This window comes from Umezawaea tangerina (assembly GCF_003002815.1).
In the GTDB taxonomy this organism is placed as follows: domain Bacteria; phylum Actinomycetota; class Actinomycetes; order Mycobacteriales; family Pseudonocardiaceae; genus Umezawaea; species Umezawaea tangerina.
This window is the reverse complement of record NZ_PVTF01000002.1, coordinates 512,827-526,353: the sequence shown is the minus strand read 5'-3', so window position 1 is coordinate 526,353 and position 13,527 is coordinate 512,827. Positions and strand designations below refer to the sequence as shown.

14 protein-coding genes are annotated in these 13,527 nt (G+C 71.7%); 4 read left to right on the top strand and 10 right to left on the bottom strand.

What is annotated here, in order from left to right:
* Positions 1-108: 108 nt before the first annotated feature.
* Positions 109-1,074 carry an SDR family oxidoreductase gene (locus CLV43_RS08375; protein ID WP_106186476.1) on the bottom strand — a complete coding sequence of 322 codons (966 nt, stop codon included), beginning with the start codon at positions 1,072-1,074 and terminating at the stop codon, positions 109-111.
* A gap of 118 nt (positions 1,075-1,192) precedes the next feature.
* Here CLV43_RS08375 and CLV43_RS08370 point away from each other — a divergent pair, with 118 nt between their 5' ends.
* Positions 1,193-1,762, top strand: a complete 570-nt coding sequence (locus CLV43_RS08370; protein ID WP_106186824.1) for a TetR/AcrR family transcriptional regulator — start codon at positions 1,193-1,195, stop codon at positions 1,760-1,762.
* On the opposite strand, the gene CLV43_RS08365 is transcribed toward CLV43_RS08370, so the two are convergent.
* Positions 1,710-3,014 carry a hypothetical protein gene (locus CLV43_RS08365; RefSeq protein ID WP_106186475.1) on the bottom strand — a complete coding sequence of 435 codons (1,305 nt, stop codon included), beginning with the start codon at positions 3,012-3,014 and terminating at the stop codon, positions 1,710-1,712. The two genes, CLV43_RS08370 and CLV43_RS08365, sit on opposite strands and share 53 nt — an antisense overlap.
* Before the next feature lie 123 nt (positions 3,015-3,137).
* On the opposite strand from CLV43_RS08365, the gene CLV43_RS50005 reads away from it, so the two are divergent.
* The gene (locus CLV43_RS50005) at positions 3,138-4,223 is read left to right on the top strand and encodes a saccharopine dehydrogenase family protein (RefSeq protein ID WP_106186474.1); all 1,086 of its coding nucleotides are present in this window, start codon (positions 3,138-3,140) and stop codon (positions 4,221-4,223) included.
* A 366-nt stretch (positions 4,224-4,589) separates the two neighbouring features.
* On the opposite strand, the gene CLV43_RS08355 is transcribed toward CLV43_RS50005, so the two are convergent.
* Genes CLV43_RS08355 through CLV43_RS08345 form a run of 3 tightly spaced genes read right to left on the bottom strand, consistent with a single transcriptional unit; the run spans position 4,590 to position 7,693 of the window.
* A complete protein-coding gene (locus CLV43_RS08355; RefSeq protein WP_106186473.1) occupies positions 4,590-5,528 on the bottom strand; it encodes a DMT family transporter in 939 nt (312 codons plus the stop codon).
* On the bottom strand, positions 5,521-6,552 hold the full coding sequence (locus CLV43_RS08350; RefSeq protein ID WP_245886216.1) for an N-acetylglucosamine kinase: 1,032 nt from the start codon (positions 6,550-6,552) through the stop codon (positions 5,521-5,523). The genes CLV43_RS08355 and CLV43_RS08350 overlap by 8 nt, the downstream gene beginning before the upstream one ends.
* Positions 6,536-7,693 carry an SIS domain-containing protein gene (locus tag CLV43_RS08345; RefSeq protein WP_106186472.1) on the bottom strand — a complete coding sequence of 386 codons (1,158 nt, stop codon included), beginning with the start codon at positions 7,691-7,693 and terminating at the stop codon, positions 6,536-6,538. Before CLV43_RS08345 ends, CLV43_RS08350 begins: the two co-directional genes overlap by 17 nt.
* A gap of 64 nt (positions 7,694-7,757) precedes the next feature.
* Between CLV43_RS08345 and CLV43_RS08340 the strand changes: the two genes are divergently transcribed.
* Positions 7,758-8,534 (top strand): GntR family transcriptional regulator, encoded by a 777-nt coding sequence (locus CLV43_RS08340; protein ID WP_106186471.1) that lies wholly within the window; start codon positions 7,758-7,760, stop codon positions 8,532-8,534.
* Here the strand turns inward: CLV43_RS08340 and CLV43_RS08335 are convergent, their stop codons facing one another.
* From CLV43_RS08335 to CLV43_RS47660, 3 genes are all read right to left on the bottom strand, one after another.
* On the bottom strand, positions 8,535-8,951 hold the full coding sequence (locus tag CLV43_RS08335) for a hypothetical protein (RefSeq protein WP_146174690.1): 417 nt from the start codon (positions 8,949-8,951) through the stop codon (positions 8,535-8,537).
* Between the two features lie 541 nt (positions 8,952-9,492).
* Complete coding sequence (locus tag CLV43_RS08325) at positions 9,493-10,548, bottom strand: hypothetical protein (protein ID WP_106186468.1); 1,056 nt, start codon at positions 10,546-10,548, stop codon at positions 9,493-9,495.
* Positions 10,545-10,697, bottom strand: a complete 153-nt coding sequence (locus tag CLV43_RS47660; protein ID WP_170155747.1) for a hypothetical protein — start codon at positions 10,695-10,697, stop codon at positions 10,545-10,547. The genes CLV43_RS08325 and CLV43_RS47660 overlap by 4 nt, the downstream gene beginning before the upstream one ends.
* A 167-nt stretch (positions 10,698-10,864) precedes the next feature.
* On the opposite strand from CLV43_RS47660, the gene CLV43_RS08320 reads away from it, so the two are divergent.
* A complete protein-coding gene (locus CLV43_RS08320; protein ID WP_106186467.1) occupies positions 10,865-11,413 on the top strand; it encodes an AAA family ATPase in 549 nt (182 codons plus the stop codon).
* Here CLV43_RS08320 and CLV43_RS08315 read toward each other — a convergent pair.
* The gene (locus CLV43_RS08315) at positions 11,402-12,778 is read right to left on the bottom strand and encodes a pyridoxal phosphate-dependent decarboxylase family protein (RefSeq protein ID WP_106186466.1); all 1,377 of its coding nucleotides are present in this window, start codon (positions 12,776-12,778) and stop codon (positions 11,402-11,404) included. The genes CLV43_RS08320 and CLV43_RS08315 overlap by 12 nt on opposite strands.
* A gap of 86 nt (positions 12,779-12,864) precedes the next feature.
* On the bottom strand, positions 12,865-13,491 hold the full coding sequence (locus tag CLV43_RS08310) for a DUF1349 domain-containing protein (RefSeq protein ID WP_106186465.1): 627 nt from the start codon (positions 13,489-13,491) through the stop codon (positions 12,865-12,867).
* Positions 13,492-13,527: the final 36 nt, after the last annotated feature.

Genomic DNA, 13,527 nt, shown 5'->3' with positions numbered 1-13,527 from the left:
ATGCGCGCTGTGGTCCCGGTGAATTCTTCGTGATCACCACCGATTCGACGTTCCCGCCACCTGGAGGCCAAGGAAGTCGAGGTCGTGTCGTCCCAGCCGGACGACGGCCTAGTCGGTGAAGTAGGTCCCGTCCCGCAGGTCGTCCAGCAGCGACCGGTGGGTGGGCTCCCACCCCAGTCGCGCCCTGGTGGCCGCGCCGGAGGTCGGGTTGTCCGCACCGATGAACGGGGCGAGGAAGCCGTAGCGGGCCTTGACCTCGCTCGGCGGCAGGGCCACGGCGGGCAGGTGCAGTCGCCTGCCGATCGCGGTGGCGATGTCGACGACCGGGACGCCCTCCTCGGCGATCGCGTGGTGGCGCGACCCCGCGTCGCCCTTCTCCAACGCCTGCACGAACAGGCGGGCGGCGTCGAGGCGGTGCACGGCGGGCCAGCGGTTGGTGCCGTCGCCGGCGTAGCCGACGCCTCCGTGCTTGCGGGCGGCGCCGATCATCTGCGGCAGGAAGCCCGCGCGGTCGCCGTCGCCGTGGACGACCGGCGGCAGGCGCACCACGGACGTGCGGACGCCGCGTGCCGCGAGGTCGCGCATGGTGCGTTCGGCGGCGCCGCGCGGGCCGCCGACGGACGCGGGGTCGACCTCGTCGTCCTCGGTGCCGAGGCGGCCCGCCGCGAGGGCCATGGTGCCGAACGCCGCCACGAACGGCCGGTCGGGCCCTCTGAGCGAGGTCGCGGTCGCGTTGATGGCACCGAGGTCCGCGGCCAGCGCGGCGGCGAGGAACCTGCCGCCGATGTCGCGCGGGCTGCCGCCGAGCAGCACGCGGAACCGGGTACCGAGGCCGGCGTGCGAGAACGCGTGGAAGAACGCGGTGTGGACGGCCCCGTCGGCCTGGGCGGCGCCCGAGCGCAGGCTGTCCAGGTCCTCGGTCGAGCCGCGGTGCGGTGTCGCGCCCGCGGCGGTGAGCGACTCGGCTGCCGCGTCGGAACGGGCGAGGCCCAGCACCTCGTGGCCGTTCGCGACCAGCTCCGCGACGACCGCCGAACCGATGAACCCGGTGGCGCCGGTGACGAAAACGCGCATGATCCTGACCTCCGTCGGACCGGGTCCTCCTCCGCGAGCCGCGGAGGTGATGACACCCGGTGTCCTCATGAACGTAGCAGTGATGACACCCGGTGTCGACACGACTAGGATGGGTCGCATGCCGCGATGGGGTCCCGACGCCGACAACAGGCTCTACCTGTCCGCGATGGAGCTGATCTTCGAACGGGGGTACGACGCGGTCACCGTCGCGGAGATCGCCGAGCACGCCGGGCTGAAGAAGCGCTCGTTCTTCCGGCACTTCGCGGACAAGCGCGAGGTGATGTTCGCGGGCGCGGCCGACTTCGAGAAGGCCGTCGTCGACGCCGTGCGCGCGGCGCCGCGGGCGGTGCGGCCGGTCGACGCCGTGATGACCGCGCTGGCCGACGCGGGCGCCGGGCTGACTAAGTGGGGCGAGCCCGTGCGTCAGCGCCAGCGCGTCGTGGCGACCTCGATCGAGCTGCGGGAGCGCGAGCTGATCAAGTTCGACTCGCTGGCGTCCGCCGTCGCCGAGGCGCTGGGGGAGCGCGAGGTCGACGACTTGACCGCGATCCTCGTGGCCAAGGCGGGTGTCGCCGCGCTCGCGACCGCGTTCCAGCAGTGGGTGGACGCGGGTGGTCCCGCCGACTTCCCGGAGCTCATGGCCGAGGCGCACCGACGGCTGCGGGCGGCTCTGTGCGACGGTCCCTGACCGCTCGCCGACGGCGCAGCAGGGCCGGAACCCACGGCACCGCACCGAGAACGGCCAGCAGCGCCAGCAACGGCGCCCGCCACCACGACGACACGCCCGGTGCGGGCGCCGCCGCCTGCGACACCCACGGCCGCGCCGTCTTCGACCACGCCAGGAACGCGTCGCCGATCGGCAGCAGCCCGAACGCGTACCGCTTCGTCCACGGCGTGTCGACCGGCAGGGCCAGCAGTTCGGCGTAGTTCGCCAGCGCCCCGGCCAGCCGGTCGTCGCCGTGCACCTGCGCCGCGCCGATCGCCACCGCCGAGGCCGACAGGCTCACGCCGAGGGGGAGCGGCCCGGAGTCCACGTCGGCCGGACCGTCCACACCGACCGGGTACTCCCGGACGGCCGGGCCGAGGCCCAGCGGCGAGATGACGTACAGGTCGCGGAAGCGCTGGTACTGCTCGCGCGCGAAGTCCGGGTCGATCTCCGGCAGGAACCGCTGCACCAGGCTCTGCGAACTGCCCCTGGCCATCTCGGCGGGCATACCGGTGCCGGGGTCGACCCGGTGGGGGAGCAGCCCGGTGCGCGGGTCGAGCCGCTCGCCCACCTCGCGGACCCAGCGCTGGACCGTCGGGCCGAACCGCGCGGGCAGGAGGGAGTCGTGCAGCCGCAACGACGCCATCGCCACCGTCGAGTCCACCGGCCACGCCTGACCGGGGTACGCCTCCAGGTAGGGCGAGGTCGAGCCGTCGAACGCCGCACCGAGCGCCGCCGAGTCCTCGACGAACCGCGCCAGCTCACCCGGATCACGCCGCTCGGCCGGTTGCAGCCCCAACACCCCGCCGCGCACCCAGTTCGTCCACCCGCGCTGGAAGACCCCGTACGGCGGAACGAGATCCGCGTTGAACGGCGCCCGCCCGGCCGGGGACTCCAGGTGCCCCAACGCGAACCGGGCCTCCCGCAACGCCGAGTCCCGCTCGTCCGCGGGCCGCCGCATCCCGATCTCGACCCAGCTCAGCCCGTACAGCGCGTTCAGGAAGAAGTACCCCTCCGGGAACAGCCCCTGCGCCTCCTCGCCCGCCCCGCCGTCCAGCGCCGCCCGCAGGAACTCCAGCTGTCGCCGAACCCCGATCGGCTCGTCGGACGTCCCCGCGGTGGCCGGCACCACCAGCCGCACCGCGCCGAGCAGCGCGCACGCGCTGACCAGGACGGCCAGCAGCCGCCGTGACCAGCGCACGACCTGGCGGGCGGTCGGTGCTCGTCCGGGCATCGGGTGATCTTAGGAGGGGCCGGTGGGGATCCAGTGATGACACGCGATGTCATGCGCGTGTAGCCTCATGACATCGCGTGTCGTCACTGGGGCGGCACCGGTCTGGTCGAGTGGAGCCGAGTGATGAGCACCGAGGTCTGGATTCTGGGCGGCACCGGCCGCAGCGGCAGGGCTGTCGCGGGGGAGCTGGTGCGAAGAGGTGTCACTCCGGTGCTGGTCGGCCGCGACGCCGCCCGCCTCACCGCCACCGCCGCCGAGTACGGCGCCGCCCGCACGGTGGTCGCGGGCACCGTCGCCGAGATGGCCACCGAGATCCGCCGCCGACAGCCCGCCGTCGTCATCAACACCATTGGCCCGTTCACCACCACGGCGGCCCCGATCATCCAGGCCTGCCTGCCGGGCAGCCACTACATCGACCTCGCCAACGACCTGGCCGCCCTGACCGTCGTCTTCGGCTTCGACACCGCCGCCACCGCCGCGGGCCGCACCCTCGTCACGGGTGCGGGCTTCGGCGTCACCGCAACCGAAAGCGTCGTCGTCAAGCTCTGCGAGAACCGCCCCGCACCGGACTCGGTGCGCGTCAACATGGTGCCCTCACTGGGCATGGAGGCCGGCACCGTGGGCGAGGCCCTCGCCGCCACCCTCCTGGACGGCCTGCCCGGCGTCCCCGGCGGCGGCCGCTACGACGGTCGCCGCTACCTCAACGGCCGCCTCGTGAAATCCCGAATCGGCTCCGACCGGGAGAACCTGCGACTCCCCGACGGCACCCACGTCACCACCGCCAGCATCCCCCTGGGCGAACTCATGGCCGCCCACCACGCCAGCGGCGCCCCCACCGTCACCTCCGCCTCCAGCGAATTCCCCAGCTCCCCCTTGATCCGAGCCGTCCTCCCCATCGCCACCGCACTTCTCACGATCACCCCGATCCGCACCTACGCCAAACGCAAACTCGCCACCACCAAAACCCCCGCCCGCCCCCGCCCCCGTCCCCACTCCTGGGGCCACGCCCGCCTCCACTGGAACGACGGCACCACCCTCGAAGGCTGGCTCAAACTGGGCGACGCCCAAACCTTCACCGGCGCCATCCCCGCCGAACTGGCCCACCGCCTACTGACCACCCCGGCAAAACCCGGCTCCCACACCCCAGCCGCCCTCTACGGCCCCACCCTGGCCGAAGCCTGCGGCGCCGAGTACCTCATCACCACCTAGCAAACACAACGGCAAGACTGCAACCAGTCCAACGCGTAGCGAGCACGCCACCCCACCACGATGGGCGCAGCCCGCCAGCGCGCATCCGGCGCGGAGCGCCTGGGGCCTCGTCGGCGCCAGCCGATGCCCTGTCCGCCGCGAAGCGCGGATGCCTGGTCCGACGGCGCAGCCGAGGATGCTTGAGTCAGGCGCAGCCTGATGCTGGCGAAGCCAGACTTCCCCTCTGCCCCCGATCCACAGCGCCCTCCTGCCCGATCTTCGTTGTCAAGATGGCTTTATCGTCTTGACAACGAAGATCGGGCATTGAGACAATCGCGCGCCGGGGGCCGGGCTTCGCATCAACGTGCACGCACCAACGCATGCACATCACCCTTCGGCCTCCACCTCCCTGACCTCCACAACATCCACCCCTTCCCCACCCGACTCATCCGCGTACACCATCAACGTCGACCCCCCGAGCGCCAACACGATCCCCACCACCCCGTACACCGTCGGCAGCGTCTGATAAGCGATCAACGACAGCACGATCGTCAGCACCGGCGCCAACGCGTTCGTCACCGGCGCCACGATCGTCGCCTTGCCCCTAGACAGCGCCATCACCAGGAACAGCGCCCCCACCGCGTTCAGCAGCTGCGTCCCCAGTGTCAACGCCGGGGCCTGCCAGGGCGCCCCGCTGGGAAATCCGCCCATCATCACCCACGCCACCGGTACCAGCAGCAACCCGCTGATGGTCATCCACGCGAACGTGGTGGCGTCGTTGACCCCCACGTTCGCCGCCTTCTTCATGAAGTACGCCTGCACTCCCCAGGCCACCATCACGATCAACGCCAACACCAGCCATGAGCCCCCGGCGACGTCCCCCGACCCGCTGGTGACGCTGAACAGCACGATGGAGACCAGCGCGGCGACCAGTCCGACGGTGGCCAGCCGGCTGATCCTCTCCCGCAGGATCACCACGGCCATCAGCACCGTGATGGCGGGCGAGATCGAGATCAACGGGAAGATCAGGTACGCGGGCCCCGAGCTCAACGCCTTGAAGAGCACCAGCTGCCCGCCGGCTCCGGTGAGCCCCACGACCAACCCGTACACCGCCGCCACCGGCCGCCGGTCCAGCCGCTGCCCCCGCAGTGCGAAGTACGCGGGGATCAGCATCGTGAACGCCCAGAGGATGTACACCATCTCGTTGGGGTATCCGTACAACGAGGTGGGCGCTCCCGAGAACGCCCCCCAGACACCCCAGAACAGCACCAGCAGCCCCGCGTAGGGGATCCAGCGTGCGGTCGACACCGGCGTGCGGTCACTCATCACTGCCTCCAAGGGCCACGGTCGTAGCGTGCGCTTGCAGCGAGTCGACGATCTCCGCGCTCAGCGGGCTGCCCGCCAGGCGCGCGGCGTGGAGCGCGGCCCCGAGGACCGGGGGGAGCAGCGGGTCGCGCAGGTCGACGCCCGCGTCGGCGAGGTGGTCGCGGAACGAGGCGCGGACCTCGGCGGAGGCGAAGACGCCGCCGGACCAGGAGACCGGGACGACGTCACCCGCCGCGTAGCCGAGCTGGGCGGTGGTGGCCTTCACCAGGCCCGCCAACGCCTTCCCGGCGTCGCGGAGGATTCCGGCGCACACCTCGTCGCCGTCCGCGGCGGCCTCGGTGACCACCCGTGCGAGCGCCGCGATCCTGGCCCGGTCGCCCTGCCAGCGGTTGAGCACCACGTCCACGAGGTCGAGGTCGGCGGCGAGTCCCAAGTGGACGGACAGCTTCCCGCGCAGCGGGCCGACGGGCAGCCTGCCGTCGGACATCTTCGCGAACGCGGCCAGCCCGCGGATGGCGATCCAGTAGGCCGACCCCTCGTCGTCGAACAGCTCGCCCCAGCCGCCGACGCGCAGCCCGCGGCCGTCGTGCTCGCCGTAGGTCATGGACCCGGTGCCCGCGATGACGTTGACGCCGTCGACGGCGCCCAGCGACCCGGCCCAGCCCGCGACCATGTCGTTGTCGCAGCCGTACCGCCGGTGCCCGAGGACGCGTTCCGGGATCCCGTCGAGGGTCTCGACGTCGGCGCTGACCTCGCCGTAGCCCGGCAGCGCGAAGAACGCGTGGGTGATCCGGTCGGGGGCGATCCCGGCCTGCCCGCACACGGTGTCGATGCCGTTGCGCAGCACCTGCTCGACGAGGTCGATGCTCTGCCCGAGGTAGTAGCAGCTGGCGGCCAGCCCGCTGGCCAGCAGCGTCCCGTCGTCGGTCAGCAGCGCGAACGCGGTCTTGGTGCCACCGCCGTCGACCCCGAGGAACACCTTGGCGTCGGTTCCCGGCGAGGTCGGTTCACTGGTCGAGCCCATGGATGGTGACTCCCTTCACGACGCGGTTGACCTCGTTGGCCGGGAACGGGTTGTCCGGGTCGAGGCCCAGCGCGAGCGACTGCGCCAAGGCGATGTGCTGCGCCACCAGCAGGAGCACGGGCGCGACGGCGGCGTCGGGCAGGTGGCCCAGCGCGGGGAACGACCAGCTCTCCTCGTCGGCGTCGCCGAGGCAGCCGACCGACAGCACCCGCTCGGCGGGCAGCGTCCCGCGCAGCTCGCGGACGATGTCGAGGTCGTAGCGGCGGGTGTACGGGTCGTTGGACAGGTACACGACGACCAGCGTGGTGTCGGTGAGCACGGACTTGGGGCCGTGCCGGAACCCTAGCGGCGAGTCGAAGTAGCTCACGACCCGGCCCGCCGTCAGCTCGATGAGCTTGAGCGCCGACTCGCGGGCCACCCCGCCGAGCGGTCCGCTGCCGAGGTACACGACCCGGTCCGTGCCGTCCTCCGCCAGCGCGCGGGCCCGCTTCTCCAGGTCCGGCAACGCATCCGCGGCCGCGTCGGCCAGCAGACCGGTGTCGCCCTCCCCGTCGAGGATCGTCCACGCGGCCACGAGCATGCACGTGACGCTGGAGGTCATCGCGAACCCGCGGTCGTTGGTGCCCGCGGGCATCAGCAGCGCCAGGCTGCGCTCACGCCCCGCCTCGCCGCCGAAGCTCCGGTACAGCCCGCCGTCGGGGTTGCACGTCAGCACCAGGTGGTGGCAGTCGGTCAGCAGCTCGTCGGCGAGCCGGACCGCCGCCAGCGACTCCGGGCTGTCCCCGGAGCGGGCGAAGGAGACCAGCAGCGTCGGCACGTCCTCGGCCAGGTACTCGCGCGGGTTGCCGACCAGGTCCGTGGTCGCCACCGCGTCCACCCGCAGGCGCAGCGTCCGCGCCAGTCCGGGCGCCAGGATCTGCCCCGCGAACGCCGACGTGCCCGCGCCCGTGAGCACGATCCTCAGGTCGTCGCGAGCCAGCAGCGGCTCCAGGAACCCGTCGACCCGCGACCGGTGGGCGTCCAGGTAGGAGGCGAGCTCGCGCCAGACATCGGGCTGCTGCGCGATTTCCCGCGCTGTCCACAGCGCGGCCGCGTCGGCGTCAGGGGGAGGAGAGGCGACAACGGCGCGGGGATCCGACATGTCGCGAGACGGTAGGGAGGCGCAGTCCGGTCTGCAATGGGAATGCTACTGGTATCATACCGGTATGCCCGGCCCCGAGCGGAGTCTGCGACCGTTGGAGCTCCCGCGCGGAGCCCTGGACCCGGACTCGGTCCCGCTCTACGAACGCGCGGCGCTCTGGCTGTGGGACGACCTCCGCGTCAGCGGCGCCCGCATCGGCGACCGCCTTCCGTCCGAGCGGATCCTGTCCGACCGCTACGACGTCTCCCGCGTCACCTTGCGCTCCGCCCTCGCCCTGCTAGCCGAACACGGCGCCGTCCAAGCGGCCCCTTCGCGCGGCTGGTTCATCGCGGGCGACGTCACCAGTCCGACTTCCGCCGCCCGTGTCGAGGGCTTCGCCGACCACGCCCAGAAGCACCGCATCCCCACCAGCACCAAGATGCTCCTGTCCCGCGTCCGCCCCTGCACCGTCCGCGAGGCGCAGCGGCTGCGGATCGCCCCCGGCGAGGACCTGTTCGAGATGCGAAGACTCCGCTACGCCAACGGACTCGTCGTCGTCCTCGAACACAACCGCCTACCGCTCGCCCTGTGCCCCGTCCTCGCCGACACCGACTTCACCCACGCCTCGCTGTACGCCACCCTGCTCACCGCCGACCCACCCCAGATCCCCCGCCGCGCCGAGTACGCCGTCGAGGCCCGCCCGCCGAACCGCGAGGAACGCCGCGCCCTCGAACTCGAAGGCACCTCCGTCCCCGTCCTCATGGCCCGCCAGTTCACCTACAGCCAGCACGGCTACCCACTCGAACTCACCGACCAGGCCTACCGCGGCGACCGCTACCAGTTCCGCGCCACCATCACCTGACTACGGCACAGCGGGCGTCGCCTGGCACTCCGGCGGAATGCACGTCCCGAACGACGTCAACACCCAGAACAACAACCACATCGCACACCCGAGGATGAACGGCAACAACACCACCACCAACGGATACCCCACCACCGGCACCGCGACCGCCACCACCCGCCGCCCAGCAGCAGACACCCCCCGAAACCCCTTGCTCACCAACGCAAGGACGACCAACACCCCCACAACCCCCACAAACCCCCAGGCAAAGACCAAGAAAACAAGGGTCTCAGACACCCACGCCACCCCAGCGAACATCCACCCAAGATCCCAGAACACCCCACCCCCAAACCCGATCCGCACCCCACGCAACCCCGACCCGAACAACACCAACAACCCGAACACACCCGCCGCAACCACAGCCAAGACCAACGTCATCCACCCATCGGCCCGCTCCCACGTTCCCTGCTGCCGCACCATAAAACCGCCCCACCACCTACCCGCCCACCCCAACCCCCAACTCATACCCCCCAACCCCTCACCCGACAAGCCACCGCCCCCACCCGGCAAAGCCGCCACCCACCTCCGACGCGCAGCGAGAACCCCACCCCGTCGGGCGCAGCCCGCCAGCGCGCATCCGGCGCGAAGCGCCTGGGGCCTTGTCGGCGTCAGCCGATGCCTTGTCGAGCGAAGCTCGATGCCTGGTCCAACGGCGAAGCCGAGGATGCTTGAGTCGAGCGGAGCTCGATGCTGGCGAAGCCAGACTTCCCCTCTGCCCCCGATCCACAGCGCCCTCCTGCTTGATCTTGCTTGTCAAGACAGCTCTATCGTCTTGACAAGCAAGATCAAGCATTGAGACAATCGCGCGCCGGGGGCTGGGCTTCCCCAGGGGTGGGAGGGCAGGGCCGGGCCTCCCCAGAGGGTGGGAGGATCAAAAACCGGACCTGCGGGGGCCGGAACCGAGCCTCACCAAAACCCCCTACCTCCCCACCCCCAACGCCCGAGCCATCCCCTCCAACTCCCCCCTCAACTCCTCCACATCCCCAACCCCCACACACCCCGTGAACACCTCCACGTACAACGACTCCACCAAAGGCACATCCACCGCCACCCCCGACCTCGGCAGATCCACCATCTTCAAATAGTCACCCTCACCCATCCCCGCATTCCTCCGCACCCGGCTCTCCACCCCATCCGCCACCTGCTCCGACACCCCACTCCCCACGATCTTCAGATGCAGGTCCACCACATCCGGCGACGGCCCCAGCAGGTAGTTGTTCCGATCGCACCGCCACGTCACGTACTCCGCCCGCACCCCCGGCAGCGCCTCGTACCCCGTCATCTTCTTCGTCAACGTCCGCAACGCCTCCACCGTCGCCGCCGTCGAGTTCTCCTTCTGCACCGTCGACTGGTCCGTCAGCTGGATCCCGGACCACCCCGCCACCAGCACCCACAACGCCAGCCCGGCGGCGAGCAACCCACCTCCGACTCCCATCCGGGGGGAGAAGTCCCGCGCCCGGCTGTCCCCCGTGAGCCCGTACCGGGGTTCGAGGTCCGGTCGTGCCGTCCGCAACGCCCGCACCACCTGGTCGTGCCCGGTGGACTCGCGCCACCGCAGCCGGGCCCGCCCGTTCTCGGTGTCGATCTCCAGGACCTCCCGGTCGAACGACCCGGCGGGCATCACGGCCACGACCAGCCCGACCACCAGCGACGTGGGGAGCCAGAAGGCCAACCAGAACGGCTTCGCCGACACGTCCCCGAGCCGGATCCCCGTCACGGCCTCGAACCGGATCCGCTGCCGCAGCAGCACGATCCCGCCCTCCTCGACGTCCGCGTACCTCGGCCACTGCTTCCCGAGCCAGACCGCCACCACCACGACCAGCACGTCCGCCGCGGTCATGAACCAGAAGAACGACCGCTCGGGCGTGATCAGGATCCCCCACCCGTGCCACAGCGCCAGCACCGCGGCGACACCCGCGACTCCCCACACCCGCAACGCCGCGTTGGACAACCGGATCCTCGTCGTCTGGCTCACGCCTGTACGACGCGGGCGCCGAGCACCCAGTTCCGACCGAACCCGGTACCCGGCACCGGGTTCGCCCGGAAGGACGAGTCGCCGACGACCGGAGCCGCGAGGTGCCGGTGCCCGCGCGGCAGGGCGAGGTCCCGTCGTCGGTTCCGCAAGGCCTGGACCCCCGACACCGTCGGTTATGCTGGTCCCGGCGTCGCGCCGATCGAGCTTCAGGCTCTCGGCTTCCCGCGACCGGGCGAACGACACGGCCCCGCCGAATCCCCACCTCCACCGCCAGGGCGGTGCGAGCCGTCCTGCCCACCCGACGCAGGAGACCGCCATGCCCAAGTACGTCCTCACCGGCACCCCCGGAGCCGGGAAGACCTCCGTCCTCCGCCTGCTGGAGACCACGGGGCACACCGTCGTCGAGGAGGCCGCGACGGACGCCATCGCACTCGCCCACGCGCTGGGCCGCGAGGACCCGTGGCAGGACCGCACCTTCATCGACGCGGTGCTCGCCCTGCAACGACGGCGGCAGGACGCCGTCCCCGCGACCACACCCCACACCGTGTTCTTCGACCGCTCACCGGTCTGCACCCTGGCGCTGAGCCGCTACCTGGGCTTCCCGACCTCACCCCTGCTCGCCCGCGAGGTCGACCGGGTCGTCGCCGAGGGCGTGTACGAGCAGACGGCGTTCCTGGTCCGCAACCAGGGGTTCGTGCGGCGCACCGCGGCCCGGCGGATCAGCATGGAGGACTCGCTCGTCTTCGAGCGGGTGCACGAGCGGACCTACCGCGAGCTGGGCTTCGACCTCGTCGAGGTGCCCGCGGGTCCGCTGGCCGACCGCGCCGCGCTGGTGTGCCGGACCGTCGAGCGGCTACGCCGGTGACCCGAGCGCCGTGCGGATCGCGGCGAAGATCCGGTCCACGTCCTCGGCGCCGGTGCGCCAGTTGCTGACCGCGGCGCGCAGCGCGGGCTGTCCCTTGTAGACGGTGGGTGTCAGGAACACCTCCCCGGTGTCGCGGACCGCCTCCACCGCGGCCGTCGCGTCGCCGGGTACGGCGAAGCAGACCACGTTGAGCCGCACCGGTGCCAGCAGGCGGACGCCGGGGATCGTCTCCAGCAGCCCGCCGAGCCGTCGGGCCGCGGCGATGTCGCGTTCCACGATGTCGCGGTGGCCGTCGGCGCCGTAGGCGGTCAGCGAGAACCACGCCGCCAACGCCCGCAGCCGCCGGGAGTTCTCCGGGGTCAGGTGGAACAGGTCCGGGTCGTCGGTGGGGACGCCGAGGTAGGCGGCGGAGTTCTGGAACACGGCCACCTGGAGGTCGCGGCGACGGGTGAACTGGACGGCCGCGTCGTAGGGCACGTTGAGCCACTTGTGCAGGTCCAGGCACACCGAGTCGGCGAGGTCCAGACCGTCGACGAGGTGGGCGTGCTCCGGCGACAGCGCGGCGAACCCGCCGAACGCGGCGTCGACGTGCAGCCAGAACGGGAACTCGTCGCGCAGGGCCGCGACCGCCCGCAGGTCGTCGAAGTCCACCGTGTTCACCGTGCCCGCGTTCGCCACCACGATCGCCGGTCGCCCTCCCAACCCGGCCAGCGCCTCGCGCAGCCGCGCCACGTCGACCGCCTCGCGGTCGGGGACGACGTCCACCAGCCTCATGCGGGACCGGCCGATCCCCAGCATCGACAACGCCTTGTACACGCTCGAATGCGGCGCCCCGGACAGGACGACGACGTCGCCGAGCGCCCCGACCCCGTCGTCCGCGACGGACACCCCGAGCCGCTCGCCCAGCCACTCCCGCGCGATCGCGAGACCGACGAAGCTGGACATCGTCGCGCCGGTGACGAAAGTGCCGCTGTGCGCCTCGGACAGGCCGACCAGCTCGCGCAGCCAGCGGACCGTCTCACGCTCCAGATCCACCGCGCTGGACTCACCCGAGGTCGCGTTCTGGTCGAACGTGCTGGTCAACCAGTCCCCGGCGATCGAGGCGGGCGTGGCGCCGCCGGTGACGAAACCGAGGTAGCGCGGTCCCGCGCTGCCGGAGAAGCCGGGCTCCCAGCGCTGCGCGAACCTGGCCAGCGCGCCGTCGAAGCCGACACCGTCCACGGGCAGCGGGTCCGGGGCGGAGGTGGTGGGGCCGTGGGCCACCGGGCGCTCGTCGAGCCCGGCCAGCGCCCGCACGGCGAAGGACCGGGTCGACTCCAGCACCGCGGGCAGCGACGCGAGGTCGTGACTGAGTCGGGGGTGCACGGCGTCGACCGTAGGTGGCCGCGTTCCCCGGCGTCTCGGTCCAATCCGCCGAAACTGGCCCTGGAACGCGGCACCCGTGCCTCCCGTCAGGAGCCGTCGCGCAGGTCGGACAGCCGCTCGCCGGTGAAGCGGATCCGGTCGAAGGTCACCGGGCAGCCCTCGCCGGTGGGGGACTGGACCTCGAAGCCGACGCGGTGGTCGGCCACCGCGTCGCCGAGGGTGAACACCCGCACCAGCTGCCACGTCTTGCCGTCGGTGGAGGCGTGGTAGGCGTAGACGCGGTCGAGGCGCGAGACCCGGAGCCACACGGTGTTCTCGGGCACGACGAAGGCGTTGGCGTCGTCGGACACGCCCTTGGTGACCACGGACACGACCATCGGCTCCGACGCGGGGGAGAACTCGAAGCAGAACTTGGCCCAGGTGAGCTCGTCCTGCCACAGCACCAGCACCCCGGCGTCGTACTGCGACCGGAAGTCCACCGCGACCCGCGCGCTGAGCTGGAAGTCGCCCTCGGGCGGCACGCCGACCAGCATCGCCGCGTTGAGCAACGACTCGGCGTCGGGGGAGTCGTCGCCCGCCGGGTTGACGTAGAGGTCGGTGTGCGCGGGGGCGGTGGCGAGCACCGCGCCGGTCGGCTCGTCGTACCGCCAGACCCCCTCGTGCGAAGGGCTGGTGGGGAAGGGCAGTCCTGGTACGTCCAGGGTGTCGCTCATCGGTGGGTCTCCTCGTGGTTCCGGGTCTCCCGCCAC